The sequence below is a fragment of the Streptomyces sp. NPDC104313 genome, assembly GCF_055583985.1.
Genome location: NZ_JBVJMW010000012.1, coordinates 105,914 through 131,181, shown reverse-complemented (window position 1 = coordinate 131,181; position 25,268 = coordinate 105,914). Strand labels below are relative to the sequence as shown.

The window sequence follows — 25,268 nt, the reverse complement described above, 5'->3', positions numbered from 1 at the left end:
CTTGAGGCGTGACTATTCGCCTGCACGACACCAACGCCCGGCAGATCCGTGACTTCGTCCCGCTCACAGCGGGCTGCGTCTCGATCTACCTCTGTGGCGCCACTGTCCAGGCGGCACCGCACATCGGCCACATCCGCTCGGGCCTGAACTTCGACATCATGCGCCGCTGGTTCACGTACCGCGGCTACGACGTCACGTTCGTCCGGAACGTCACCGACATCGACGACAAGATCATCACGAAGTCCGCCGAGCAGGGCCGCCCGTGGTGGTCGATCGGCTACGAGAACGAGCGCGCGTTCAACGACGGCTACGACGCGCTGGGCTGCCTGCCGCCCACCTACGAGCCCCGCGCCACCGGCCACGTTCCCGAGATGATCGAGATGATGCGCGGCCTCATCGAGAGCGGTCACGCCTACGAGGCCGACGGCAACGTCTACTTCGACGTGCGCTCGCTGCGCAGCTATCTGGAGCTCTCCAACCAGGAGCTGGACGATCTGCGCCAGCCCTCCGGCGAGGGCGAGACCGGCAAGCGCGACCAGCGTGACTTCGCCATGTGGAAGGCCGCGAAGCCGGGCGAGCCCAGCTGGGAGACCCCGTGGGGCCGCGGCCGGCCCGGCTGGCACCTGGAGTGCTCCGCGATGGCCCACAAGTACCTGGGCTCCGCGTTCGACATCCACGGCGGCGGCATCGACCTGATCTTCCCCCACCACGAGAACGAGATCGCCCAGGCCAAGGCCTACGGCGACGCGTTCGCGAAGTACTGGGTGCACAACGGCTGGGTCACCATGTCCGGCGAGAAGATGTCGAAGTCGCTGGGCAACTCCGTCCTCGTCAGCGAGATGGTCAAGCACTGGCGCCCGATCGTCCTGCGCTACTACCTCGGCACCCCGCACTACCGGTCGATGATCGAGTACAGCGAGGAGGCCCTGCGCGAGGCGGAGTCCGCGTTCGCGCGGATCGAGGGCTTCGTCCAGCGCGTCACCGAGAAGGCCGGGGAGACCGTCCCCCCCGCCGCCGAGGTGCCGCCCGCCTTCGCCGAGGCCATGGACGAGGACCTGGGCGTGCCGCAGGCGCTGGCGATCATCCACACCACCGTCCGCCAGGGCAACAGCGCGCTGGCCGCCGACGACAAGGAAGCCGCGTCCGCCCGCCTCGCCGAGGTCCGGGCCATGCTCGGCGTCCTCGGCCTGGACCCGCTCGACCCGCACTGGGTGGGCGAGGGCGACCGGGGCGAGGACCTGCACGGCGTCGTCGACACCCTCGTGCGCCTCGTCCTCGACCAGCGGCAGTCGGCCCGTGCCCGCAAGGACTGGGCCGCCGCCGACGCCATCCGCGACCAGCTCAACCAGTCCGGCCTCGTCATCGAGGACAGCCCCACCGGCCCCCGGTGGACGCTGGGACCGCGCTGAGCGCCCCCGCCGAGCAGTGCAGATGTGCCGCCCGGCGATCCGGGCGGCACACTTTCCTTATACGTACGTACGTCTGAAAGCAACGAAACAGGTAGATCATGGCCGGGAACAGCCAGCGCAGGAACCGCCGCACGTCCAACAAGAAGGGCATGCAGGTCGGCAGCGGTGGCCAGCGACGCCGTGGTCTCGAAGGCAAGGGACCAACGCCGCCCGCCTCCGCCCGCAAGGGACACAAGAAGAACCGGATCGCCGGCGCCCAGGCCAAGCAGGCCGCCGCCCGCCGCCCCGCGCCCCGGCGCGGCGGTGTGAAGGGCACCTCGGAGATGGTCGTCGGCCGTAACCCGGTCTACGAGGCCCTGCGGGACGGCGTGCCCGCCGTCACTCTCTACGTCCAGCAGTACATCGACAACGACGAGCGCGTCCGCGACGCCCTCAAGCTCGCGGGCGAGCGCGGCAACATCAACCTGATGGAGGCCCCGCGCCCCGAGCTGGACCGGATGACGAACGGCCTGAACCACCAGGGCCTCGTCCTCCAGGTCCCGCCGTACGAGTACGCGCACCCGGAGGACCTCACCGCCGCCGCGTACGACAACAACGAGGACCCGCTGATCGTCGCCCTCGACGGGGTGACCGACCCGCGTAACCTCGGCGCCATCGTCCGCTCGGTCTCCGCGTTCGGCGGCCACGGCGTGGTCGTCCCCGAGCGCCGCGCGGCCGGCATGACGGCCGGTGCGTGGAAGTCCTCGGCCGGCACGGCCGCCCGGACGCCCGTCTCCCGCGTCACCAACCTCACCCGCGCGCTGGAGGGCTACCAGAAGGCGGGCCTCACGGTCGTCGGCCTGGCCGCCGACGGCGAGCACACGGTGGAGGACCTGGAGCAGCTGGCGGGCCCGGTCGTCATCGTCATCGGCAGCGAGGGCAAGGGGCTGGGCCGACTCGTCGGCGAGACCTGCGACTACCGGGTGCGGATCTCGATGCCGGGCGGCGCGGAGTCGCTCAACGCCGGTGTCGCCGCGGGCATCGTGCTGTACGAGGTGGCGCGCCGCCGCGGATAGCCGTCCGCCGGCCCGGGGCGGTCGGCCCGGGCCGACCGCCCCGTCGGTGCCACGGCGTTCGCGCGGAGCCGCGCGCCGCGACGCGCGGCAATCGAAGCGCCCGCCGGGCGAGTTGTCGCGCGAACGCCGAACGCAGTTCCAGGTTGCCCGAGTTTGGCCTGATCTTGACGGGTCTCGGACATATCCGGTGCGGTCAAGGCAGTGTCCTAAACACACATCACTCGGTTAGATGAGTGTGGACACCAGAACGCCTCGGTTCGACGAGCAACCCGCCCTGAGCATGACCAAGGTGGACAGCGACCCCGCGCAGGTCATCGTCAACCACGCCAGCTTCCGGGTGCGGCTCGCCCCGGGCCAGCGTGTACGGCTGCGCGGTGCCCCCGCGGAAACGGCCCGCATCCCTGCCATGAGCGGCGTCGGCGGAGGCCGCAGGCGGGCACCGGTCGTCTGGAGCGGGAAGTCCGCTCCCGGCGACCCCGGCGCGACCGGCCTCCTCCAGGCCGTGCGCAACTCCACCGCCGGACGCCTCGACGCCGGACTCGGCGGGGCGTCCGGAGGCGGGCACGGAGCGGGCGCGACGCAGGTCATCCCGCTCCTGGAGGAGACGCAGCCCAACCCCGTACTGACCGCCCCCCACCAGCTGGGACGCGCCGGTCCGCTGCTGCCGCCCATGCGACAGGCCGTCGGCGCGTACGACCCGGTCGACGGGTCCGACGACCTCGGCAGGACCGGCGCCCCCGGCGACGCCGACGACTACGACGAGGCCGGCGAAGCCGTCGTGTCCCGCGCCCGGCGGGGCGCGGGCGACCCCGTCCGGCACGCCTACTACCCCGGCCACCGGATGAACCTGGGCGTCGTTCTGCTCCCCATGCGGGTGCTCCTCGGCTTCATCTCCATCTACGCCGGCATGGGCAAGCTGAGCGACCCCGTCTACTTCGACGGCGGCGAGCGCGGCTCGATGGTCAAGTGGCTGACCTCCCTGCACCCGTGGGCGATGGCCGAGCCGCTGCGCGACTTCGCGCTCTCCCACCCGGTCGGCGCCGGTCTGACCGTCGCCTTCCTCCAGGTCGTGGTCGGTGTGCTCACCGTCCTCGGCCTCTGGCAGCGGGTCGCCGCCGCGTTCGGCGCGCTGCTCTCCGTCGCGCTGCTGGTGACGGTGAGCTGGCGCACGGTCGCGGTGTACGACGCACCCGACATCATCCTGCTGGCCGCCTGGAGCCCGCTGATCATCGCGGGCTCGCCGGTCTACTCCGTGGACGGCCGGCTGGCCGGAGAGGCCTGGCGCAAGCTCGGCCCGCGCTCGGAGATCTGGGACCTGCGCCGCCGGGTCCTGCGCCGGGGCACCGTCGTCGCGACGGTCGTCGTCGGCCTCACCCTGCTCGTCGGCTCGATCCTCGGCGGCGCGGTCCGCTCCAGCGAGGTCGTCACCGTCCCCGGCCGCAACGACAACCCCACCAACCGCCTCCCCGGGATGCCGCTGCCCCAGGAGTCCACCGGCGAGCGCCAGGCCTCCCGTACGCCGGACCAGCGGCGACAGCCGGAGCCCAGCCGCTCCGGTGCGGCCACCACCCCCGCCGGCGGCCAGGCCACCCCGGGCGCGACGAGCGACTCCGGCGGCCGGAGCACCGGTTCGGACACCCAGCCCAGCCAGACCCAGGGCACCAACCAGGCGCCCCCGCAGCGGTCCACCCCGCAGGAGCCCCCGTCGGCCACCAGCGCCGGACCGACCTCCTCCGGCTCCACCGGCGACGCCTCTTCCGGAGGCGGCGGCGACCCGGCGCCCACCGGCGGTTCGACCTCCTCCGGCGGCGAGGGCTCGAACTCGGGCGGCGGCCGGAACCCGATCGGCGGCCTCCTCGGCTGACCCGTACGACAGCAGTGAGGGGCGGCCTCCACCCGGACGGAAGAACCGGGTGGAGGCCGCCCCTCGGTGTGAAGGCGACGGAGGCGGTCAGCCGCCGTGGGAGCCGAGCTCGCGGGCCGCCTCGGTCAGGTCCTTCGCGGTGTCGATGGCCCGCCAGTACGCCCCGTTCGGCAGCGGATACCCGGCCAGTCGGCGCTCGCGGGCGAGCCTCGGGAACGTGGTCCGCTCATGGTCGCCGCGGTCCGGCAGCAGCTTCGTGAACGCGGGTGAGAACACGTACACCCCGGCGTTGATCAGATACGGGGAGGGCGGCGACTCGATGAAGTCGGTGATGTGCCCGAACGCGTCCGTCTCCACGGCGCCCCACGGGATCCGAGGCCGGGCGAGCGCCAGGGTGGCGGTGGCGTCGCGCTCCGCGTGGAAGGCGGCCATCTCGCGCAGGGAGAAGCGGGTCCAGATGTCGCCGTTGGTGGCGTACCAGGGCTGCTCCGGGTCGGGTAGTTGCCCGGCCGCGTACTTCAGGCCGCCGCCGCGGCCCAGCGGCTCGGTCTCCACCACGGTGGTGACCCGGAGCGGCAGTACGGCGGCGTCCAGCCACTCCTGGAGCACCTCGGCGAGGTGCCCGCAGGAGACCACGGCGTCGGTGACCCCCTCGGCGGCCAGCCAGGACAGCTGATGGCCGATGATCGGAGTCCCGGTTCCGGGGATCTCGACCATCGGCTTGGGGCGGTCGTCGGTGTACGGCCGCAGCCGCGACCCCTGGCCACCGGCAAGGATCACGGCCTGCGTCGGATACGTATGCATGGCAGGCACGATATGCGGTGCCCGCCGGCGGAAGGCGGCGCTCCGCGCGACCGCCCCCAGGGCTCAGCTGAACTGCGCGACGCCGGAGGCGAACGAGGTGTCGCAGACGGGCCGGGAGAAGCGCTGCGCACGGGTCGGGCCGTACTGCTCGACGGCCGCCCTACCGAGGGCCTTCGCGATCGACATGCAGTGGCGGGCGAGCGAGGGACGCTGCTCGACGGCGCGCTGGAGTCCCGTGAGCGCGGTGCCCGGGTCCTTCTCCTGCAGCTCCACGAGCAGCTTCTCGCGCAGGACGTCCTGCGGGGCGTGCGGCTTCGCGGGCTTGGACACGGTCTCCGAGGAGGCGGCCAGCAGCTGGGAGTCGTTGTCCGACTCCGCCCACTGAACGCTGGTGACCGCGAGGGTCCCGGAAAGAACCATGACGACGGGCAGGACGAGAGCGAGGGATCGGCCGATGCGGCGCGCGGTGTGGGTCACGCAGCGAGCGTAGCGGCCAGTGATGACTTGGCGACCATTCGTCACCCTTGCGGGGGATGGTTCGACGCGCCCTTTCGAATGCGAGCTTGACGAACCAGGGCGAAATGCCCTGTGTGCCGGGGTATTTGCTGTCGCCCGGCACGGAAACCCAAACTCTCCGGGACCACGCAAACGGCCCCGCACCCCCCTTACGAGGATGCCGTTGGTGGCATCCCTCGCGGGGAGTGCGGGGCCGGACGTGCGGCGGGTGGGGCGTCAGTTGGTGAGACGCTCGCCGGTGGAGGTCGCGAAGACGTGCAGCTCGTCCGGGCGCGGGACGACGTGCAGCTCCGTGCCCTTCTCCGGGACGGCGCGGCCACCGACGCGGACGACCAGGTCCTTGTGCTCGCCACCGACCTGCGCGCCGCCGTAGACGAAGCCGTCGGCGCCGAGCTCCTCGACGACGTTGACGGAGACGGCGAGACCGGCCGGCGCGTCCGAGGAGTCCTTGGCCAGCGACTTCGCGGCGGCGCCGCCGTGCTCGACGATGTCGAAGTGCTCGGGGCGGATGCCGACCGTGACGGTGGTGTCACCGCGGTCCGCGGCGGCGGTGAGCGCCTCGCGGGAGACCGGGACGACGCTGTTGCCGAACTTCACGCCACCGTCGGTGATCGGGACCTCGATGAGGTTCATCGCGGGGGAGCCGATGAAGCCGGCGACGAAGAGGTTCGCGGGGCGGTCGTACATGTTGCGCGGCGAGTCGACCTGCTGGAGCAGACCGTCCTTCAGCACCGCGACCCGGTCGCCCATGGTGAGGGCCTCGACCTGGTCGTGGGTGACGTACACGGTGGTGATGCCGAGGCGGCGCTGCAGCGAGGCGATCTGCGTACGGGTCGAGACACGGAGCTTGGCGTCGAGGTTCGACAGCGGCTCGTCCATGAGGAAGACCTGCGGCTCACGCACGATGGCCCGGCCCATCGCCACACGCTGACGCTGACCACCGGAGAGCGCCTTCGGCTTGCGGTCCAGGTAGTCGGTGAGGTCCAGCATCTTGGCGGCCTCTTCGACCTTCGCCCGGATCTCGGTCTTGTTGATACCGGCGATCTTCAGCGCGAAGCCCATGTTGTCCGCGACGGACATGTGCGGGTAGAGCGCGTAGTTCTGGAACACCATGGCGATGTCCCGGTCCTTCGGCGGCAGGTGCGTGACGTCGCGGTCACCGATGCGGATCGCACCGCCGTTGACGTCCTCAAGACCCGCGAGCATGCGCAGGGAGGTCGACTTGCCACAACCGGACGGACCGACGAGGACGAGGAACTCGCCGTCCGCGATGTCGATCTCGAGCTGGTCCACGGCCGGCTTCGTGGAGCCGGGGTAGACGCGGGACGCCTTGTCGAACGTGACACTGGCCATGATGAATCTTCTCCTCAACCGGCAGGAACGTGCCGGACGATCCGAGTAGGGAGTGGTCTGGTCCACAGACGCGAACCTGCCGTGACGCTACCTGGCGTTTCCCGATCTGTCAGTAGTCCGGAGCACACGGGAAAAGCGGACGGGCGGGGCGCGGGGTTGGTTAGACTGCTCCGGCACGCCTCCTTAGCTCAGCTGGCCAGAGCAACGCACTTGTAATGCGTAGGTCATCGGTTCGAATCCGATAGGGGGCTCCGCGAAAGCCCAGGTCAGGCTCTGTCTGACCTGGGCTCTTGTTCATTGGTGACCTGAGCTCGCCGATCTGGGTCCGTTGACCGGGGCTCCGGGTCTTTTCTCGCCCGGAGCGGGCGGAGTGTTCTTCCTCGACCCCGCCGCTCTTGCGCGGCGGGGTCAGCCCGGGCCCCCGTCGTGCCCCACATGGCTGACGCCCTGCACCTGGAGCTTGTGCTGGACGTCGCTGAGCAGGGTTCGCAGCAGTTCGGTGAGCGTGTCGCGCTCGGTGGGGGAGAGCGCCTCCAGGAGATCGGCCTCCCGGGTGAGGACGCGGTCCACGGTGCTCTCCACCAAGTCGTGCCCGGCCGGGGTGAGTTCCACGAGCACCGCACGGGTGCGGCCGGGGGCGGGGCGGCGTACGACGAGGTTCTCGCGCTCCGCGCGGGCCACGCGCTGGGAGATGGCTCCGGCGGTGACCAGGGACAGGGCGGCCAGGTCGCGGGTGCTCACGGTGTACGGCGGCCCGCTGCGCCGCAGCACGCTCAGCAGGTCGAGGGTGGCCGGATCGACTCCCGCCTCGGCCAGCACATGCCGCCGATCGTCGCCGAAGTGTTTGGCGAGCTGCCAGACGCGGGTGACCACGCCGATGGACTCCACCGGCGTGCCGGGCCGCTCCCGCCGCCAAGCGCCCGCGATGGCGTCGACGGGGTCGGGCGACGACTCGGCCGCCCGCGTGTGCTCCGCGGCCATCGGTTGCTGGCAGGCGTCGCCGGACGGGAGCGGGGGCGCGGCGTTCGGGTCCGCTGCCTGGGACGGGCGTGGCGTATTCATGAACCCTCTTTCAGCTGGCGGCCCGTGCGGGCCGGTCGGCCCCTGTCCGACGGCCTTGCCGGACAGGGTGACGGGACCTCTCCGGCCTGTTACGTTTAGCGCTAAATTTAGCTCTAAACGTGTGAACGCAACAGCGGCACCGAGACACCGAAGGGTGACCCCATGGAACCAGTGAAGCGGAAAGCGGCGACCGCCCGCCCGGCGCCTTTGCGGCAGTCGGGCCCGGACCGCACGGGCGAGGAGCCACACGGGCAAGCGTCCGACCGGCCGGAGGGCGACGCGGCGGAGCCCGCCGTCGCGGGCCGCAGGCAGTGGCTGGGGCTCGCCGTCGTGCTCTCCGCGATGTTCATGAGTCAGATCGACATGTTCATCGTGAACGTCGCCGCGCCCGGGATCCAGGCGGGCCTGCACGCCGGATTCGGGCAGCTCCAGTTCGTCATCGACGGGTACGTCATCGCCTACGCGGCGGGCATGGTCACCTGTGGCCGCCTGGGAGACCGGGTGGGACGCAAGCGGATCTTCCAGTACGGAGTGGCGGCGTTCATCCTCACCTCCCTGCTCTGCGCCGTCGCGCCCACGGCCGATGCCCTCATCGTCGCCCGCGTGCTGCAGGGACTCGCGGCGGCGCTGATGACTCCGCAGATCCTCTCGATCGTCCGGGCCACCTTCGTCCGGGAGGCCGACCGGGCGCGGGCGATCGGCATGTACGGCGCCGCCATCGGCGCCGGGGTGATCGCCGGACTCATCGGCGGTGGCCTGCTGATGGATCTGGACGTGGCGGGCCTGGGGTGGCGCATGATCTTCCTGATCAACCTGCCCGTCGGACTGGCGATTCTGGTCGCCTCCGGTCCCGCCCTCACCGAGAGCCGCAGTTCCCAGCGCCCTCGGCTCGACGTCGTGGGCGCGCTGCTCACCGCGCTCGTGCTGCCGCTGCTGCTCATTCCGCTGATGCTCGGAGCCGAGGCGGGCCGGCCGGCCTGGACCTGGTTGTGCCTCACCCTCGGAGTGGTCGCCGTTGCCGGGTTCCTGTACTGGGAGCGGCACGTCGAACGCTCCGGCGGTGACCCGCTGCTGCCCGGCAGGCTTTTGCGCGCCCGCGGATTCCCGCTGAGCATGGGGGCGGTGGTGCTCTTCTACTGCGGCAACGCCGGACTCTTCCTGGTCCTGACCTACCACCTTCAGTCGGGCCTGGGTCTGACCCCCATGGCCACCGGGCTGGTCTTCGTCCCGCTGGGCCTCGGGTTCATCGCCGCCTCGGCCGCCTGCCGGCCCCTCGCCGCCCGCTTCGGCATCGGTGTTTCGGTGACCGGCTGCCTCGTCATGGCGGCCGGCCTGGCGGCGGTGTTCGCGGTGACCGGTCTTCCGGTGGACCAGCAGGCGATCGGCCTTGCCGTGGTGATGGGCCTGGGCGGTGTCGGCCAGGGCCTGGTCGTGGCGCCGCTCGTCGACACCGTTCTGTCCCGGGTGCACCCGGACGACGCGGGTGCCGGGTCCGGTGTGCTGAACACCGTGACGCAGGCGGGCATGGCTCTCGGCGTGGCTCTCATCGGCGCGCTCTACCGCGCCTTCCTCGGCGCGAACCCCCAGGAGCCCGGACCCGGTACGGGCCCCGGTGACTTCGCCTCGGCCTTCGACCTGACGGCGGTCGTCCTGGCCGCGCTGGCGCTCGGCACGGCCGTGCTGAGCTTCCGCCTCGGCCGGCTGCGACCGGCGCACCGGGCGTGATCCGAGGGCAGCGCGATCGCTCACGGTCGTGCCATGTCTGTCGGGCTCGCCATGTGTGGGCCGTCGGTTCGCATCCGGCAGGGGATCAGCGGGAAGCCCGGGTCGGGTGCGACGCCGACCTGGGTTTCTCTTGTTTCCCTCGCCCCTTTTCCTGCTGTGGCGGTTCCGGCGCGGGTGATCTCGGTGGCGGCCCCGCGCCCTTCCTCGGGAGGCGCGGGCCGCGCGCCGGGCGCGTGAAGCGTGAAGGGGGCGGGGGGCGGGGTGACTGAGCCACTCGGTGGTGCCATGTGGTGCCAGATAGTCCTTGCGTGGCGCCAAGCGTCGCCAGCATCGGCACTCCTGTGGTGCCAATGCGGTGCACTCTTGCGTGAAATCGCAGGTCAGACCCCTTCCGATGGACGGTGTGCCAATGTGGCTCGACGTGGCGCCATGCGTGTGCCATGATGGCGTCATGGACCTCACCCCCTACGTCGACCATCTCCGGCGGGAACTCGCCGTCGCCGCGGATGCCAGCGGTGACGAAGCCCGCGCCCTGGCCGAACGGCTCAGTGCTCCCCTGGAGTCCGCCGTCCGGCTGACCCTGCTCAACGTGCTCTCCGCGGCCATGGGTGACGTCACCCGGGAGCTGGCTCCCGGTTCGGTCGACGTACGGCTGCGCGGGCTCGATCCCGAGTTCGTGGTGACGCCGCCCCCGGTGCCCGAGCCGGTGCGGGAGGAGCCGGCGGCGGCCGTGGCTCCCGTGGTGGCCGCGGCTGCGGCCGGGGAGGCCGACGACGGCGCCATGGTGCGGATCAACCTCCGCCTCCCCGCCCACCTCAAGGGCCGCGCCGAGAGCGCCGCGGCGGCGGAGGGGCTGTCGGCCAACGCCTGGCTCGTGCGGGCCGTGTCCATGTCCCTCGACGGCGGGGGGCGCGCGAGCGCACCGGGTCGCGGCAAGGACTCCGGCGGCGGTCGCGGCTTCACCGGCTGGGTCCGCTAGGTCCGCTGGGTCTGCTGGGTCCACTGGGTCTGCTGGGTCCGCTCAGCTTGTAACCGCACCACATTCACCGGCGGATCGCCGATCCGGCCGACGTCACTGATCACTCACCGAGCCAAGAGGACGGAACCGCCATGCCTTCTTTCGAGACCCCCGAGCCGATCTCCGCCGTCATCGAGCTGGACGCCGGCACCGCCCGCATCACCGCCGGCAAGCGCACCGACACGGTTGTCGAGGTGCTGCCCGGCAATGGATCCGACGAGGACGACGTACGCGCCGTGCGGCAGACCCAGGTCTCCTGCACGGGAGGCCGCCTCACCGTCAGGACGCCCAAGAAGCGCTCCCTGTTCGGCAAGCCGGGCGCCGTCGTGGTGAGCATCGAACTGCCCGCGGGGTCCGATGTACGCGGCACCTCCGCGCTGGGCGGCTTCTTCTGCGAAGGGCCGCTCGGCGAGGTGCAGCTCAAGACCTCGCTCGGCGACCTCCAGGTGGAAGAGGCGGCCGTCGCCGAGCTCAGGACCGACCACGGCGACATCCGGCTGGTCCGCTCCACCGGGGACGCCGAGGTCATCGGCTCGGGCCGGGTCGAGGTCGGCGCCGTCGCCGGGGCGGCCGTCGTCAAGAACGGCAACGGCGCGACCGGGATCGACGAGGTCGGCGGTGAGCTGAAGGTCAACGCGGCCAACGGCGACATCTCCGTGGGCGTCGCACACGGCAGCGTCGTCGCCAAGTCGGCCAACGGGCGGATCGAGGTCGGCGTCGCCCACGCCGGGGTCGACGCGACCTCCTCCAACGGCCGCATCCGCGTCGGCGACGTGATCCGCGGCCGCATCACTCTGCGCACCTCCGTCGGCGACCTCGAAGTGGGCATCCACGAGGGCACCGCGGCCTGGCTCGACCTGAACCCCAAGTTCGGCACCGTACGCAATACGCTCGGCGCCGCCGCCGGGCCCGAGGAATCCGACGAGACCGTCGAGGTGCACGCCCGGAGCGGGGCCGGCGACATCATCGTCCGCCGCGCCTGATTCCGCCGCGCCTGATTCCGCCGCGCCTGATTCCGCCGCGGCTGGTGCCGCCGTGCCCGCTCGGCCGGTGCCGCCGCGCCCGCCTCTCGTTCCGCCCACTCCGATTCACCGTTCGCGAAAGGGAAACAGCATGACTGTCACCCGGGCCTCCGTACCGCTTGCCGCCCAGGCCGCGGCGCAGGCGATCACCGCCACCGGACTGCGCAAGTCCTACGGCGCCAAGGCCGTCCTGGACGGCATCGACCTGGCCGTTCCGGCCGGCACCGTCTTCGCGCTGCTCGGCCCCAACGGCGCGGGCAAGACCACCGCGGTCAAGATCCTCTCCACCCTCATCACCGCCGACGCCGGCGAACTGAGCATCGGCGGCCATGACCCGGCCGTCGACCCGCAGGCCGTGCGCGCCGCGATCGGCGTCACCGGGCAGTTCTCCGCCGTCGACGGCCTGATCACCGGTGAGGAGAACATGCTGCTGATGGCCGACCTGCACCACCTGTCCCGGCGCGAGGGGCGGCGGGTCGCCGCCGAACTGCTGGAGCGGTTCGACCTGGTGGAGGCGGCGAAGAAGCCCGCCGCGGGCTACTCCGGTGGCATGAAGCGGCGGCTCGACATCGCGATGACGCTGGTCGGCTCCCCGCGGATCATCTTCCTCGACGAGCCGACCACGGGCCTCGACCCGCGCTCCCGCCACACCATGTGGGGCATCATCCGCGAGCTGGTCTCCGACGGCGTCACCGTCTTCCTCACCACGCAGTACCTGGAGGAGGCCGACGAACTCGCCGACCGCATCGCCGTCCTCAACGACGGGAGGATCGCCGCCGAGGGCAGCGCCGAGGAGCTGAAACGCCTGATCCCCGGCGGCCACGTCAAGCTCCGCTTCACCGGCCCGGACGCCTACCGGTCAGCCGCCTCGGCGCTGCGCGAGGTCAACCGCGACGACGAGACCCTGTCGCTCCAGATCCCCAGCGACGGCAGCCAGCGCGAACTGCGCTCCATCCTCGACTGGCTGGACTCGGCCGGCATCGAGGCGGACGAGCTGACCGTGCACACCCCCGACCTCGACGACGTGTTCTTCGCCCTCACCGGCTCAGGCGCGCCCGCCCGGAACAACCAGCCCAAGGAGACCGCCCGATGAGTTCCCTCTCCCTCGCCGTACGCGACTCGTCCACGATGCTGCGCCGCAATCTGCTGCACGCCCGGCGCTACCCCTCGCTCACCCTGAACCTGCTCCTCACGCCTGTCATGCTCCTGCTGCTTTTCGTCTACATCTTCGGTGACGTGATGAGCGCGGGCATCGGCGGCGGGGGGGCCGACCGCTCCGCGTACATCGCCTACATCGTGCCGGGGCTGCTGATGCTGACCATCGGCTCCACCGTGGTCGGGACCGCGGTGTCCGTCTCCAACGACATGACCGAGGGTGTCATCGCCCGCTTCCGCACCATGGCGATCCACCGCGGTTCCGTGCTCGTCGGGCATGTCGTCGGCAGCGTGCTGCAGAGCGTGCTCAGCGTGGTCCTGGTCGGCGCGGTCGCCGTGGCCATCGGCTTCCGCTCCACGGACGCCACGGTCCTGGAGTGGCTGGCGGCGTTCGGGCTGCTCGTGCTCTTCTCCGCCGCCCTCACCTGGATCGCCGTCGGCATGGGGCTGATCAGCCCGAACGCCGAGGCGGCCAGCAACAACGCCCTGCCGATGGTCCTGCTCCCGATGCTGTCCAGCGCCTTCATCCCGGTGGAGACGATGCCGGGCTGGTTCCAGCCGATCGCGGAGTACCAGCCCTTCACCCCGGCCATCGAGACGCTGCGCGGTCTGCTGCTCGGCAGCGAGATCGGGCACAACGGGTGGCTCGCCGTCGGCTGGAGCCTCGGGCTCGTGGTGCTCGGCTACTTCTGGTCGACCGCGAAGTTCGGGCAGGACCCCCGGTGACCTCGTCTCCGGTGATCTCAACCCCGGCGATCTCGACTTCAGTGATCTCGCCTCCAGTGACCTCATCTGCCTTACCTCCATCCCACGACCCGGGGAGAGCCTGATGCCGTACGACCCCGACTCCGCGAACCCCGACTCCCCGAACCCCGGCTCCGCGAACGCCGACGAGCCGCCCGTCCTGCCCACCGACCGGCACACCGGTTGCCCCTTCGATCCGCCCGTCGGGCTCACCGCGCTGAGCGACCGGCCGGTCCGCCGCCTGCGCTATGCCGACGGGCACGTGGGCCGACTGGTCACCGGGCACGCGGCCGCCCGCGCGGTGCTGGCCGATCCGCGTTTCAGCTCCCGCTACGAACTCCTGCACCTGCCGATACCGATGGAAGGCGCGCCGGCGGAGCTGCCGCCGGCACCCGTCGGGGACATCATCGGCCTCGACGCCCCGGAGCACACCCGCTACCGCCGACTGCTCGCCGGCCGGTTCACCGTGCGCCGCATGCGCCAACTGACCTCCCGTGTCGAGCGGTTCACCGCCGACTGCCTGGATGCCATGGAGCGGGCCGGGTCCTCGGCCGACCTGGTGGAGGCCTTCGCGCGGCCCGTGCCCACACTCGTGATCTGCGAGTTGCTCGGTGTGCCCTACGCCGACCGGGGGCGCTTTCTGGGGCTGGTCGAGGTCATCTTCGACCAGGCGGCCGACGCCGGGGCCAGGGACGAGGCCTACGCGGGGCTGCTGCGGTACGTCGGTGAACTCGTCCTCGCCAAGCGGGCCGAGCCCACCGACGACCTGCTCAGCGACCTCGCCGCACCCGGCCCCGGCGCGGGCACGGCCCCCGGCGCCGGCCCCGCCTCCGTCCTCAGCGACGAGGAGCTGGCCGGTATCGGTGGGCTGCTCCTCGCCGCCGGGCTCGACACCACCGCGAACATGCTCGGCCTCGGCGTCTTCGCCCTGCTGGCCAACCCCGCTCAACTGGAGGCCCTGCGCGCCGACCCGGATCTCGCCGGTCCGGCCGCGGAGGAGCTGCTGCGCTATCTCAGCGTGGCCGACCCGCTGCTGCGGTCCGCGCTGGAGGACGTCGAGGTGGAGGGCGAACTGATCAGGGCGGGGGAGACGGTGACCGTCTCCGTGCAGGCCGCCAACCGTGATCCGCGCAGGTTTCCCGAGCCCGACCGGCTCGACATCCACCGCCGGGCCACCGGGCATCTCTCCTTCGGCCATGGGCCCCACCAGTGCCTCGGCCAGCAGCTCGCCCGCGTCGAGATGACCGTGGCGCTCCCGGCGCTCTTCGCCCGCTTTCCCGCCCTGCGCCTCGCGGTCGCACCGGGGGAAGTGCCGTTGCGTGAACGCTCCAGCATCTACGGAGTGGTCTCCCTGCCGGTCGCCTGGGGGGAGGAGTAGCGCCGAACCCTCCCGGGTCGGCCGGTGTCCGGTCCGGCGCGGGCCGTCGCCCCCGGCCCCGGTGATCCCGTACAGCACGACCCGACCCCGTACGGCGCGAGTCGATTCCGTACAGCGCGAGCCGACTCCGTACGCGGCGGTCGGCCGACGTACGCACCTCACCACGATCGAGGATCGCCGCACTCGACCCAAGGAGCCGCGGCATGGCCGGCAGCACCGTTCCGTCGAAGGTCCAGGAGAGTCCCGAGGGCGACGACGTCGCGCGGCGGCTGTTCGACTCGGCCGCGCGGCTGGCGTACGACCCGGCCACCGAGGTGGACTGGGAATAACCGCTGGACAAGGAGTTCCACGGCGCGAGCCCGGAGTGGTGCAGTCTCTACGGGACCCCCTCCTGGGGTGAGTTGACCGAGGGGCAGCGCAAGGAACTCACCCGGCAGGAGGCGGCCTCGGTCGCCGGCGCGGGGATCTGGTTCGAGATGATCCTCCAGCAGATGGTGCTGCGCGACATCTACATGAAGGACCCGGCGGGCGCGGAAGCGGGGCCCTCCGGCGGGATCGGCGCGAACCGCACCTGCGCGGCCGAGACGGTCGGGACGCTCCTGGGCGACGCGGTCGCCGGGACACTGCCTGCCCCGGGTGAAGCTCGCCACCGTCGAGGAGCTGGTCGCGACGGCGAGGGCCGGGCGGCTGACGTGCTGACGCGTCGCCGCGACCGCAGTGCCGTGACCGCGGTGCGGGGTCACCGTCCGCAGTCCGGCCCGTGACCCGCCGGTTCAGCCGTCGGGCCACGGGCCACGGGCCACGGGCCGTGCTCCCGTCCGGACGGCGACGATCAGGCCTTGGACTCCGAGGCATCCGGTACCCCTGTGGGGCCGTCCGCGACCGGCCGAAGCGGCACGGTCGCCGGGCGTACGGGTATGAGAGCGGCGACGACCGCCGCCGCGAGGCCCACCCCGCAGCCGATGAGCATCGCGACGCGGAAGGCGTTCTGGGAGGCCGGCGCGAAGCCGCCGAAGTCCGTGGTCATCCGGGCCAGGACCACTCCGATCACCGCCGCCGCGAAGGACGTGCCGATCGAGCGCATCAGGGCGTTGAAGCTGTTCGCCGACGCGGTCTCGGACCGGGGCACCGCGCCCATGATGAGCGCGGGCATCGCCCCGTACGCGAAGCCGACGCCCGAGTTGCAGACGAGGGTGACGATCAGCAGGCTCCACGGCGAGTCCGCGCCGATCAGCGGTACGGACAGGCCGTAGCCGGCGGCGATGAGGAGGCTGCCGACGGCCAGGGTGACCTTCGGGCCCTTGGCGGCGGACAGCTTCGCGCCGACCGGGGACATCGCCATCATCATCAGGCCCGCAGGGGCCATCCACAGGCCCATCGCCAGCATCGACTGTCCCAGGCCGTACCCGGTGGCCCGGGGCAGCTGGAGCAGTTGCGGCACGACGAGGGACTGCGCGTACATCGCGAAGCCGACCAGGATCGAGGCTGTGTTCGTCATCAGGACCTGGGGGCGGACGGCGACGCGCAGGTCGACCAGCGGTTCGGCCAGGCGCAGTTCCCACCAGCCCCAGGCGGGCAGCAGCACCAGCACGGCGGCGAAGAGGGTGAGCGTGGTGGCACTGCCCCAGCCCCAGTCGGCGCCCTTGGAGACGGCCAGCAGCAGGCAGATCAGCGCGGCGCCGAGGCCGGCGGCCCCGAGCAGGTCGAAGCCGGTGGACCTGGTGGCCGGGCGGTCCCCGGGGACCAGGGCCAGGATCAGCGCGCCGACCGCGAGGGCCAGCACGGCGACCACCCAGAACAGCACCCGCCAGCTGGTGTTCTCCGCGATGGCGGCGGCGAACGGCAGGCCCAGCGCGCCGCCCACGCCCATCGAGGCGCTCATGATCGCGATGGACGGGCCGAGCCTCTCGGCCGGCACCACATCACGCAGCAGACTGATGCCGAGCGGGACCACGCCCATGCCCAGGCCCTGGAGCCCACGCCCGGCGATCATCGGGACCACCGACGAGGACAGGGCGCAGACCATCGAGCCGAGGACCAGCGGGACGAGCGAGAGCAGCAGCATGCGGCGCTTGCCGTACATGTCGCCGAGCCGGCCGGCGACGGGCGTGGCCACGGCGGCGGCCAGCAGGGTGGCGGTGATCACCCAGGAGGCGTTCGACGCGGAGGTGTCGAACATCTTCGGCAGCTCCGCGATCAGCGGCACCACCAGGGTCTGCGTGAGTGCCGCCACGATGCCGGCGAAGGCCAGGATGCCGACCACGCCTCCCGGGCGGGCTGTGGGGGGTGAACTCTCCACGGGTGCTGCTCTCCCTCTTGCCCTTGCGGGCCTGTCGTTCGTTCCGGCCGCTCTTGCTCGCGTACGTGCTCGTGCTCGTGTTCGCGGATTGTTCGTGCGCGTGCTCGTGCTCGTGTACGCGTCCTCGGCGTTCGACTATGCAAGATACATGGAATATGCATCATGCATAGCATGTGCATAATGCACATCTATCGTGATAGGCCTGGTCAACGAAGAAGAGAGCGGAAGAGCGCGTGGACAAGCCCATCGACCGGATCGAACGCGAGACCATGCTGCTCGGCCGGTACATGCATCTGCTCAGCCCGCGCGTGGAATGGCGGCTCGACCGCAGCGCCTACATCCTGCTGAGCCGGATCCAGGTGGAAGGCCCCATGGCGATCAGCCAGCTCAGCGACGCCTTCGGCCTGGACGCCTCCACGCTCAACCGGCAGACCGCCGCGATGCTGCGGGCCGGGGTCGTCGAGCGCATCCCGGACCCCGACGGCGGCATCGCCCGCAAGTTCGCCATCACCGACGAGGGCGAACGCCGCCTCGACAACGACCGGAGCAGGAATCTGGCGGGCCTCGCGAAGGTCCTTGCGGACTGGACCCCCGAGGAGGCCGAGCAACTCGCCGCCTCCCTCGGCCGCCTGAACCTCTCCATCGAGCGTCTCGACGGACGGCCCTGGCCCCGCGACTGAAGCACGGCCCGGAACAGTGCGGACCAGAGGTGCGGCCCGGAACAGCACGGCCCGGAACAGCATGGACAGGGGCGCGGCCCGGTGGCTCAGTGGCGGCCCGCGATGCGGTCCGCCACCCTGGCGACGGGGTCCGTGCCGGGGCGGGGCGAGGTGCTCTCGCGGCGGTCGGCGGCGCGGTAGGCCGCGTACATGCCGTGGACGCCGAGCCAGCGGAAGGGCTCCGGCTCCCAGCGGCGGACCTTGTGGTTGACCCAGGGCAGGGCGGTGAGATCCGTCGGGCCCGCCTGGCCGGAGTCCTGCTGGATCAGGTCGCGCAGGGTGCGGGCGGCGAGGTTGGCCGTGGCGACGCCGGAGCCGACGTAACCGCCCGCCCAGCCCAGGCCCGTCGAACGGTCCAGGGTGACCGTGGCGCACCAGTCGCGCGGGACGCCGAGGACGCCGGACCAGGCGTGGTCGACGTGGACGCCCGCCGTGGTGGGGAAGAGCCGGACCATCAGGTCGCGCAGCGCGGCCACGGTGGCGGGCCGGGTGCGCCCGTCGTGGTCGGTGGCCGAGCCGAAGCGGTACGGGTGGCCCCGGCCGCCGAGCGCGATGCGGTCGTCCGCGGTGCGCTGGGCGTAGAAGTAGGCGTGGGCCATGTCGCCGAGGGTCTCGCGGCCCTCCCACCCGATCGTGTCCCAGATCCGGGCGGGCAGCGGCTCGGTGACGATCATGGAGGAGTTCATCGGGAGCCAGGTGCGCTTCTGCCCCTTCAGGCTCGCGGTGAAGCCCTCGGTGCAGCGCAGGATGTACGGGGCGCGGACCGTGCCGTACGGCGTCACGGCGTGCTTGGGCTTGATCTCGGTGACCGGCGTCGACTCGTGGATGGTCACGCCGAGCGCCTCCACCGCGTCCGCGAGGCCCTTGACCAGCTTGGCCGGGTGCAGGCGGGCGCCGTGCGGGGTCCAGGTCGAGCCGACGGCCCCGGTCACATGGACGCGCTCGGCGGTCTCGCGGGCGCCGCGCAGGACCCGGTCACTCTCCCCGAAGGCGATCTCGACGCTGTGGAAGTCCTTGAGACGGGCGAGCTGGGAGGGGGTGTGGGCCACTTCCAGGACGCCGCCCCGGTGGATGTCGGCGTCGATCTTCTCCTCCGCGGCGGCCCTGACGACCTCGCCGACGGTGTCGTTCATCGCCTTCTGGAGCCGTACGGCGGCGTCGTGGCCGTGCAGCTTGGCGTACCGGTCACGGCCCGCGATGCCGTTGTACAGCCAGCCGCCGTTGCGGCCGGAGGCCCCGTAGCCGCAGAACTTGGCCTCCAGGACGGTGATGTTGAGGAAGGGGACGGCCTTCTTCAGGTAGTACGCCGTCCAGAGCCCGGTGTAGCCGCCGCCGACGATGCAGACGTCGACGCTCGTGTCGCCGGGGAGGGGTTCGCGCGGGGCGGGGGTGCCCTCCTGCGCGTACCAGAACGATATGCCGCCGACAACGGTACTGACGGTGTTCATGATGCCCCTGGTGTCCCTGCCCGGTCCGGTGAGATGCCGAGCGTACGTGTGGCGGGACGTTACTGCGCGCGGGGCCGTTCCGTCTCCTGCGGCCTGCCGCCTCCCTAAGCTGGAGGGCGTGATCGATATCCCCGAGGAGCTGGCCGCGACGCAGTCCCACTACAACGGAGCGGCCGGCCGGGCCTTCGTCGCCGCCCTGCCCGACCTCGCCGAGCGGTGCCTGGAGCGGTGGGGGCTGCGGCCGGACGGCCCGTCGATGTACGGGATGTGCGCGCTGGTCCTGCCGGTGGTGCGGGAGGCGGACGGGCGGTCCGCCGCGCTGAAGCTCCAGTCGGTGGACGAGGAGACGGCGGGCGAACCGGTCGCGCTGCGGGCGTGGACCGTCGCGGGGGCCGGGGCGGTGGAGCTGCTCGGCCATGACCCGGAGACCGGCGCGATGCTGCTGGAACGGCTCGATGAGCGGCGGCCGTTGTCCGGCGAGGCCGACGTGCGGGGAGCGGTGACGGTCCTCGGTGCGGTGCTGGCCCGGCTGGTGGCGGTGCCCGCGCCGGAGGGGCTGCGCACGCTGGGCGATGTGGCGCGGCGGATGCTCGCGGCGGTGCCGGAGAGAGTGGGCCTGCTGGGCGACGCGGCGGACCGGCGGCTGATCGCGGACTGCGCGGCGGCGGTGCGGGAGGTCGCGGGGGAGCCGGGGGACCGGCTGCTGCACTGGGACCTGCACTACGACAACATCCTGGCCGGGCGCGCGGACGCGGGGCGGGCCGGGGAGTGGGTGGCGCTCGATCCGAAGCCGCTCGCGGGGGACCCGGGCTTCGAACTGTTCCCGGCGCTGGACAACCTCTTCGACGCCGACGAGGTGCTGTGGCGGTTCGACGCGTTGACGGAGGCGCTGGGCCTGGAGCGGGACCGGGAGCGGGCACGGGCCTGGACGCTGGGGCGGGTGCTCCAGAACGGGCTGTGGGCGGCGGGGAGCGGGGAGGGCCGGATCTCCCCCGACCACGCGGAGATCGCGCGGCGGCTGCTGGGGCGGTGAGGGACGCCGCCTTCCGTGTGCCGGGTCCGGGAGAAAGCGGTGGGGTGGCGGCCGAGGGTTGCCTACGCTGCGCCCATGATTCGTACCGCCACACCTGAAGACGTCCCTGTCCTGCACTGCCTGGTGCGGGATCTCGCCGCGTACGAGAAGGCTCTCGACGAGGTCGTCGTCACCGAGGAGCAGCTGAACGAGGCGCTGTTCGGCGACCGGCCCGCCGCCTACGCGCACGTGGCGACGGCCGACGACGGCGGCGGTGAGGTGATCGGCTTCGCGCTGTGGTTCCTGAACTTCTCCACCTGGCGCGGAGTGCACGGCATCTACCTGGAGGACCTGTACGTCCGCCCCGGCCGGCGCGGCGGCGGCCACGGCAGGGCGCTGTTGTCGGAGCTGGCACGGATCTGCGTGGAGCGCGGCTACCAGCGACTGGAGTGGTCCGTCCTCGACTGGAATTTGTCTGCCATCGACTTCTACCGATCGGTCGGAGCGGTGTCAATGGACGAGTGGACCGTGAACCGCTTGACGGACGATGCGCTGCGCAAGCTGGGCAGCGGGGTGGAGTAGCCGCCGGGCGCCCGCCCGGGACCGTGAGGAGACGGTCCCGGGCGGCGTGGCTGTCCAGCTACCCGACAGCCGGGACCGGGTGCTCCGGGGAGTCCAGCCAGGCCCGGGAGGTTCCGTCAGGGCTCACGATGAGGCCGAACCGCTCGAACCCGGGGCGGCCCTGGTCGTTCCACCAGGCGTGGGCCGCTCTGAGTTCGCTCCACAGCTCTCGCGGGCCGGATTGGTAGACCTCGAACTCCTCCTCGCCGGGTACGAAGTCGATCGACGCCCAGGACGTGACGTGGGTGTCCCGGAGCCAGAGCGTGTAGCGCCCGGCGTCGAGTCTCTCCGGGTAAGGGAACATCCCCTGCGTCTGGAGTCCGATGGCGAACATGGGGAGCCAGTCGGCCACGTCCTCCGGGGAGAGGGAGGCCGTCGTACGGCGGCCGTCGGCCGGCCACGGCTTCCCGCCCAGGTACGTCTTCACGTGCGTGCGGTAGGCGCGGTGCTGCCGGAGCCGCATGAAGGCGGAGGAGCCGACGAACGGACCGGACGCACTCCCGTCCTCCTGGACGGTCAGCCGGACCACGGCCTCCCCGCCGTACTCCGTGGCGTACGGACAGACGATGACCCCGCCCGGCCGGGTCTGCCGGATGATGTCCGCCGGGACCTCCCGGAGGGAGGCCGTGATCAGCACACGGTCGTACGGGGCGCGCCCCGGCCAGCCCTGGGAGCCGTCTCCGACGACGGCCACCGGGTGGTAGCCGGTGGCGTCCAGGCGGGCTCGGGCCGTGGACGCGTTCGCAGGGTCGAACTCGATGGTGGTCACGTTCTCCGAACCGACCCGTTCGGACAGCAGAGCCGCGTTCCAGCCGGTGCCCGTGCCTACTTCCAGGACTTTGGCTCCAGGTTGCACGTCCAGGGCCGCCAGCATGGAGAACACCATGGCGGGCTGGGAGTTGCTGCACGTCGGGATGGAGCCCCGGTCGGATCCCGTGTGGTCGCCGTCGTCCCACTGTGTGGTCAGGGAGGTGTCCGAGTAGACCGCGCGGAACCACGCCTCCGGGTCGGTCCGGCGGTCGATGGCCGCCACTGGTCCGCCGTCGGCCGGGCCGACTCCGGGCCAGATCACGTCCGGGGCGAACCACTCCCGGAGTACGGCTTGGTAAGCGGGGAGCCAGTCGGACGTCAGGGCCCCGGTGTCCATGAGCCGGGAGGCCAACCCCTGGGGGCCGGCCTCCGTCGTGGCGCGTTCGGTCACTTGGTGCCGCTGCCCTTCGTGTCGCTGTGACCGGAGTCCTGGCCCTCCGAGCCGCCTCCGCCGTGACCGGCGCCCGACTGGCCGTCGTCCTGCTGGCTTCCGCCCTGACCCGAGCCAGTACCTCCGCCGTGCTGTCCGCCCATGAGCGTGCTCCTTCTCGTGATGGATGAGTGGTGCTGTGGGCCGCCCTGGGTGATTTGTGGATCGGTCACCGGGGCGGAGTTTGTGGGTGGGGTCAGTCGGACCCTGGGGTGCGGGCCTTGGAGGTGCGCTCAGGCCGGGCCTCCATCTGCCCTTCTCCGGCCTCTGCCAGGAACTCCAGAAAGGGACTTCCCGGAGTCAGGTGGCGGGAGAGCTGTGCGGCCCATTCGCCGCACTCCCGGAGGTCGTGGAGTTGGGCCGCTACGTCGTCCCAGGACTCGGGGGGCGGCTCCGGCGGGGCGCTCACCGTGCCGTCTCCTGGCTCCGCCGGTTCGCTTCGGTCACCTTGATGTTCAGCTGCTGAGCGCTGCTGGTGGCTGCGCGGTAGTCGGGGCAGACTGGCCGGCCGCACTCGCACGGACGCCACTTCAAGGCGTTGCCGGGGCTCAGGTCCGGGCCCTCGGACTGCACCCGGCCGGGCTCCGTACGCCCTTCGTGGGCGTCGCGAGTGGTCATGCGTGCCCCCGCCTCACGATGTGCGCCAGCTTCATGGCGACGTCGGGGCGGACACTGCCCGGTCTCACCAGACCCGGGCCGGGCGGTGCCGGGTCGATGCCGAGGGAGGGGAGAACGATTCCAGCGGCCATCAGCGATTCGCGCAGCGACTCCACGACCGTGCTCGGGGTCACTGTCTCCAGTTCGTGCGAGCTGTCCATGAGAGGGACGCTAGGGCCGGTCGCTGGGGGCTGTGGGGCCTGATTCGCCGGGATTCTCGGGCTGGTCCGTGATCTTCCGGTGGATTCTCAGGCGGTGTCGAGAGCCCGCCGGGCGCGGGCGATCACGCGGTGGGCGTCCGCCCCGTAGACCGCTGAGTCGGAGAGTGCGTGCCAGACCTTCCGGTACACGCCCACGCTGTCCGCGTCGTCCAGCCAGAGTTCCGCGTGCCAGTCCTCCGCGATCACCAGGCGGTCGTCGTAGAGCCAGAAGCCGTTGGCCGGCGGGATCTTCAGGGAGGCGCCGAACGGGACGATGCCCAGCGAGACGGTGTCCAGTCCGAGGACTCCCGCCAGGCGGTCGAGCTGGGCGGCCAGTACGGAAGGAGGGCACACGAGTGCGTGGAGCGCGGCCTCCCACATCACGATGTGGAACGTGCGCCCCGGCTCGTAGAGCATCTCCTGGCGCTTCACGCGAGCCCGTACGGCTTCCTCGGTGTCCCGGACGGACCGGTGGAGGTCGGCGTAGCGGGTGAAGACGTGGCGGGCGTACTCGGCGGTCTGGAGCATGCCCACGACCGTGGAGCCCTGCCAGACGTGGAACGTCCTCGTACGTTCGTACTCGGCCGTCAGGGTGTCCTGGACCGGCTTGTGGCCCGCGGCGAGCTGTCTGCGCCACGCGCGGGATCGGGACTCGAGGCTCCGGAGCCGGGTGATCAGCTCCTGCGCCGCCTCCGGATGGCCGGTGGCTTGCGCCCATGCCAGTAGGTCGTCCGTCGTGGCGGTCTGGCGGCCGGTCTCCAGCTTGCTGATCTTGGACTGGGTCCAGCCGAGCAGAACCGCCAACTGGCGCCCGGTGAGCCGCCGATCGGTGCGCAGCTCGCGCAGCCGTGCACCGAGGGCAACCCGTGCTTGTTGGAAGTCGGTGCTCACTCGGCGGACGGCACCTGCTGCGCGAAGGCGTCGTACGGGACGGCGTGATGCCACGCGGCGTCCCGGACCTGGCACGCGCGGGCAACCTCGACGGGGTCCGTGACCAGCTCGACGCCGGTCATCACGTCGTCGGCATCGAAGTGGAGGCGGGCGATGACCCGGGAGTCGAAGAGCCAGAAGTCTTCGTCGGGGAGTTGGAGCGCTTCGGCCTCGGAGCGCCACAGGTTTGCGGATGCCTCGCCGACCGCGCTGTTGCGGCGGGCGTTGTCGAGGAGGTAGCGCTGACCGGGCGTGGGCGGGTTGTCGGCGACGCGCACCCGCTCGAATCGCTTCCCCAGGGCTGACTGTTCACGCCGGGACATGCACCAGGGGTCGTTCAGGCCCCAGCCGGCGTCCTCGCCCCGGACGAACCGCTGGTACGTTTCGGTCCCCTCGTCGGACTGGTAGCGGCGCCGGGTCTCCAGACGCCAGGCCGTGTGCGCGAAGGTCCTGAACATCCCGGCGAACTCCTCGAAGCCGATCAGCACGGGCGTCCTCTCCACATCCCTCGGAGCGAAGTCGGCCAGGAGGACGCGCGGGACGACCACGAACCCCTCCCCGTCCTTGACGTTCCGGAGCTGTGCCACGTCGTGGGGGTCGGTCACGACGTCGCCCTGGACCAGCACTTCCCCGGAGTCCAGGTCCTCGTACAAGGTCGGGCATCCGTCGTTGCCGGAGTTGGTACCGATGAACCGGAGCCGCCGTGCCATTGCCGTTCCCCTCCCACCAGCGGACAAGTCCCGACCAGGATGGGGTGGGCGCGGTGTCCCTGTCTTGCTTGATTCGCGATGATTCTCGGGTCGGACGCAAACAGGGCCCTGCTTCCGGGCGCATGGAGAGGGGCGAGAGGTCAGGTTGGTGGCGACGGGCAGAGCGCCGAAACAAGGGGTCAGGCTGACTCGCAAAGGTGCTACGCCCCCTCTGGGAGCGCGTATCCGCAGGCCAGAGGTGTACCCGGTGTGCGCCGCGTCGTCGCGCAGACCTTGGAACCCGTACAGAGACCGAGCTGCTATCACTCTTCGATCCGTCTCTGCTTG

At 71.5% G+C, this 25,268-nt stretch carries 25 protein-coding genes, 1 tRNA gene and 2 pseudogenes; 15 read left to right on the top strand and 13 right to left on the bottom strand.

Going from position 1 to position 25,268, the window contains the following annotated elements:
- Positions 1-8: 8 nt before the first annotated feature.
- From cysS to ACZ60Q_RS25995, 3 genes are all read left to right on the top strand, one after another.
- Positions 9-1,409, top strand: a complete 1,401-nt coding sequence (cysS, locus tag ACZ60Q_RS26005) for a cysteine--tRNA ligase (protein ID WP_469639227.1) — start codon at positions 9-11, stop codon at positions 1,407-1,409.
- Between the two features lie 98 nt (positions 1,410-1,507).
- Positions 1,508-2,464: a 23S rRNA (guanosine(2251)-2'-O)-methyltransferase RlmB gene (rlmB, locus tag ACZ60Q_RS26000; RefSeq protein WP_007446476.1), complete on the top strand. Its 957-nt coding sequence runs from the start codon at positions 1,508-1,510 to the stop codon at positions 2,462-2,464.
- A gap of 229 nt (positions 2,465-2,693) precedes the next feature.
- Positions 2,694-4,328, top strand: a complete 1,635-nt coding sequence (locus tag ACZ60Q_RS25995) for a DoxX family membrane protein (protein WP_469639221.1) — start codon at positions 2,694-2,696, stop codon at positions 4,326-4,328.
- 87 nt (positions 4,329-4,415) lie between these two features.
- Here the strand turns inward: ACZ60Q_RS25995 and ACZ60Q_RS25990 are convergent, their stop codons facing one another.
- The 3 genes from ACZ60Q_RS25990 to ACZ60Q_RS25980 all read right to left on the bottom strand — a co-directional run bounded on the left by ACZ60Q_RS25990 (position 4,416) and on the right by ACZ60Q_RS25980 (position 7,001).
- Entirely contained in the window at positions 4,416-5,132 is a 717-nt protein-coding gene (locus tag ACZ60Q_RS25990; protein WP_469639218.1) for a nucleotidyltransferase family protein, read from the bottom strand.
- 63 nt (positions 5,133-5,195) lie between these two features.
- The gene (locus tag ACZ60Q_RS25985) at positions 5,196-5,609 is read right to left on the bottom strand and encodes a hypothetical protein (protein WP_469639215.1); all 414 of its coding nucleotides are present in this window, start codon (positions 5,607-5,609) and stop codon (positions 5,196-5,198) included.
- Between the two features lie 255 nt (positions 5,610-5,864).
- Positions 5,865-7,001 (bottom strand): ABC transporter ATP-binding protein, encoded by a 1,137-nt coding sequence (locus tag ACZ60Q_RS25980; RefSeq protein WP_469639212.1) that lies wholly within the window; start codon positions 6,999-7,001, stop codon positions 5,865-5,867.
- Between the two features lie 177 nt (positions 7,002-7,178).
- Here ACZ60Q_RS25980 and ACZ60Q_RS25975 point away from each other — a divergent pair.
- Positions 7,179-7,252: transfer RNA gene (locus ACZ60Q_RS25975), tRNA-Thr, on the top strand.
- A gap of 157 nt (positions 7,253-7,409) precedes the next feature.
- Here ACZ60Q_RS25975 and ACZ60Q_RS25970 read toward each other — a convergent pair.
- A complete protein-coding gene (locus ACZ60Q_RS25970; protein ID WP_469639558.1) occupies positions 7,410-7,982 on the bottom strand; it encodes a MarR family winged helix-turn-helix transcriptional regulator in 573 nt (190 codons plus the stop codon).
- A gap of 243 nt (positions 7,983-8,225) precedes the next feature.
- On the opposite strand from ACZ60Q_RS25970, the gene ACZ60Q_RS25965 reads away from it, so the two are divergent.
- From ACZ60Q_RS25965 to ACZ60Q_RS25930, 8 genes and pseudogenes are all read left to right on the top strand, one after another.
- Positions 8,226-9,788 (top strand): MFS transporter, encoded by a 1,563-nt coding sequence (locus tag ACZ60Q_RS25965; protein WP_469639209.1) that lies wholly within the window; start codon positions 8,226-8,228, stop codon positions 9,786-9,788.
- 451 nt (positions 9,789-10,239) lie between these two features.
- Positions 10,240-10,767, top strand: a complete 528-nt coding sequence (locus ACZ60Q_RS25960; protein ID WP_469639206.1) for a type II toxin-antitoxin system HicB family antitoxin — start codon at positions 10,240-10,242, stop codon at positions 10,765-10,767.
- Positions 10,768-10,898: 131 nt separating this feature from the next.
- On the top strand, positions 10,899-11,789 hold the full coding sequence (locus ACZ60Q_RS25955; protein ID WP_469639203.1) for a DUF4097 family beta strand repeat-containing protein: 891 nt from the start codon (positions 10,899-10,901) through the stop codon (positions 11,787-11,789).
- Between the two features lie 130 nt (positions 11,790-11,919).
- The gene (locus tag ACZ60Q_RS25950; RefSeq protein ID WP_469639197.1) at positions 11,920-12,921 is read left to right on the top strand and encodes an ATP-binding cassette domain-containing protein; all 1,002 of its coding nucleotides are present in this window, start codon (positions 11,920-11,922) and stop codon (positions 12,919-12,921) included.
- Complete coding sequence (locus tag ACZ60Q_RS25945; RefSeq protein ID WP_469639194.1) at positions 12,918-13,709, top strand: ABC transporter permease; 792 nt, start codon at positions 12,918-12,920, stop codon at positions 13,707-13,709. The genes ACZ60Q_RS25950 and ACZ60Q_RS25945 overlap by 4 nt, the downstream gene beginning before the upstream one ends.
- A gap of 103 nt (positions 13,710-13,812) precedes the next feature.
- Complete coding sequence (locus tag ACZ60Q_RS25940; protein WP_469639191.1) at positions 13,813-15,105, top strand: cytochrome P450; 1,293 nt, start codon at positions 13,813-13,815, stop codon at positions 15,103-15,105.
- A gap of 203 nt (positions 15,106-15,308) precedes the next feature.
- Positions 15,309-15,641, top strand: a pseudogene (locus ACZ60Q_RS25935) (diiron oxygenase); the annotation flags it as partial.
- A gap of 3 nt (positions 15,642-15,644) precedes the next feature.
- Positions 15,645-15,836 (top strand): annotated as a pseudogene (locus ACZ60Q_RS25930) (hypothetical protein); the annotation flags it as partial.
- A 101-nt stretch (positions 15,837-15,937) separates the two neighbouring features.
- On the opposite strand, the gene ACZ60Q_RS25925 reads toward ACZ60Q_RS25930, so the two are convergent.
- On the bottom strand, positions 15,938-17,404 hold the full coding sequence (locus ACZ60Q_RS25925) for an MFS transporter (RefSeq protein ID WP_469639188.1): 1,467 nt from the start codon (positions 17,402-17,404) through the stop codon (positions 15,938-15,940).
- Positions 17,405-17,637: 233 nt separating this feature from the next.
- Between ACZ60Q_RS25925 and ACZ60Q_RS25920 the strand changes: the two genes are divergently transcribed.
- A complete protein-coding gene (locus ACZ60Q_RS25920; protein WP_469639185.1) occupies positions 17,638-18,084 on the top strand; it encodes a MarR family winged helix-turn-helix transcriptional regulator in 447 nt (148 codons plus the stop codon).
- A gap of 86 nt (positions 18,085-18,170) precedes the next feature.
- Here the strand turns inward: ACZ60Q_RS25920 and ACZ60Q_RS25915 are convergent, their stop codons facing one another.
- Complete coding sequence (locus ACZ60Q_RS25915) at positions 18,171-19,571, bottom strand: NAD(P)/FAD-dependent oxidoreductase (protein WP_469639182.1); 1,401 nt, start codon at positions 19,569-19,571, stop codon at positions 18,171-18,173.
- A gap of 118 nt (positions 19,572-19,689) precedes the next feature.
- Here ACZ60Q_RS25915 and ACZ60Q_RS25910 point away from each other — a divergent pair, with 118 nt between their 5' ends.
- A complete protein-coding gene (locus tag ACZ60Q_RS25910; protein ID WP_469639179.1) occupies positions 19,690-20,604 on the top strand; it encodes an aminoglycoside phosphotransferase family protein in 915 nt (304 codons plus the stop codon).
- Positions 20,605-20,679: 75 nt separating this feature from the next.
- On the top strand, positions 20,680-21,165 hold the full coding sequence (locus ACZ60Q_RS25905; protein WP_469639177.1) for a GNAT family N-acetyltransferase: 486 nt from the start codon (positions 20,680-20,682) through the stop codon (positions 21,163-21,165).
- 58 nt (positions 21,166-21,223) lie between these two features.
- Here the strand turns inward: ACZ60Q_RS25905 and ACZ60Q_RS25900 are convergent, their stop codons facing one another.
- From ACZ60Q_RS25900 to ACZ60Q_RS25870, 7 genes are all read right to left on the bottom strand, one after another.
- On the bottom strand, positions 21,224-22,405 hold the full coding sequence (locus ACZ60Q_RS25900) for a methyltransferase domain-containing protein (RefSeq protein WP_469639174.1): 1,182 nt from the start codon (positions 22,403-22,405) through the stop codon (positions 21,224-21,226).
- Positions 22,402-22,548 carry a hypothetical protein gene (locus ACZ60Q_RS25895; protein ID WP_190344470.1) on the bottom strand — a complete coding sequence of 49 codons (147 nt, stop codon included), beginning with the start codon at positions 22,546-22,548 and terminating at the stop codon, positions 22,402-22,404. The genes ACZ60Q_RS25900 and ACZ60Q_RS25895 overlap by 4 nt, the downstream gene beginning before the upstream one ends.
- A 92-nt stretch (positions 22,549-22,640) precedes the next feature.
- Complete coding sequence (locus ACZ60Q_RS25890) at positions 22,641-22,853, bottom strand: hypothetical protein (protein WP_469639170.1); 213 nt, start codon at positions 22,851-22,853, stop codon at positions 22,641-22,643.
- Positions 22,850-23,062: a hypothetical protein gene (locus tag ACZ60Q_RS25885; protein WP_469639168.1), complete on the bottom strand. Its 213-nt coding sequence runs from the start codon at positions 23,060-23,062 to the stop codon at positions 22,850-22,852. Before ACZ60Q_RS25885 ends, ACZ60Q_RS25890 begins: the two co-directional genes overlap by 4 nt.
- Positions 23,059-23,262 carry a hypothetical protein gene (locus tag ACZ60Q_RS25880; RefSeq protein ID WP_469639165.1) on the bottom strand — a complete coding sequence of 68 codons (204 nt, stop codon included), beginning with the start codon at positions 23,260-23,262 and terminating at the stop codon, positions 23,059-23,061. Before ACZ60Q_RS25880 ends, ACZ60Q_RS25885 begins: the two co-directional genes overlap by 4 nt.
- Before the next feature lie 87 nt (positions 23,263-23,349).
- On the bottom strand, positions 23,350-24,192 hold the full coding sequence (locus ACZ60Q_RS25875) for a helix-turn-helix domain-containing protein (protein WP_469639162.1): 843 nt from the start codon (positions 24,190-24,192) through the stop codon (positions 23,350-23,352).
- A complete protein-coding gene (locus ACZ60Q_RS25870) occupies positions 24,189-24,941 on the bottom strand; it encodes a DUF6879 family protein (RefSeq protein ID WP_469639159.1) in 753 nt (250 codons plus the stop codon). Before ACZ60Q_RS25870 ends, ACZ60Q_RS25875 begins: the two co-directional genes overlap by 4 nt.
- Positions 24,942-25,268 lie beyond the last annotated feature (327 nt).